The 427-nt window shown below is 57.1% G+C and carries 1 protein-coding gene; it reads left to right on the forward strand.

Annotated elements, in window-relative coordinates; genetic code table 11:
* A partial coding sequence (locus K9U41_RS23345; protein ID WP_282643216.1) for a pilin occupies nucleotides 1-333 on the forward strand: 333 nt, incomplete at its 5' end.
* Nucleotides 334-427: the final 94 nt, after the last annotated feature.

Below are 427 nucleotides of genomic sequence, written 5' to 3' on the forward strand. Positions count from 1 at the left end.
TATCAGGACTACACGGTCCGCGCCAAGGTGTCGGAACTGGTCCTCGCTGCCAGCTCGGCACGTACGTGCGTGACGGAGTCGTTCCAGGCCAATGGCGGTTTCCCTACCGGTCTTAGTTCGGACTGCGCTGTCGCGGTGGTCGGTAAAGTCAGCGCTGCCGGAGTCGGTACTGTTACGAGCGGTGCGCTTATCTCTGTGGTCGGTGCTCAATCCGCAATTGGTGGAGCTTCCGGTGCCACCGTGGTCTTGAATGGCCTTACCACCGGCGGAACGATCACTTGGACCTGCAGCGGCACGCCCGCGAAATATCTGCCTTCTTCTTGCCGCGGTTAAGTGGTATCGCGGGATTTCAATAGAATTCCCGTATTAAACAGCAGGCCTGGCACTCTCAATGCGCCAGGCTTTTTTATTTCTACTAGAGCTATTG

The sequence above is a fragment of the Xanthobacter autotrophicus genome, assembly GCF_029991245.1.
GTDB lineage: Bacteria > Pseudomonadota > Alphaproteobacteria > Rhizobiales > Xanthobacteraceae > Xanthobacter > Xanthobacter autotrophicus_C.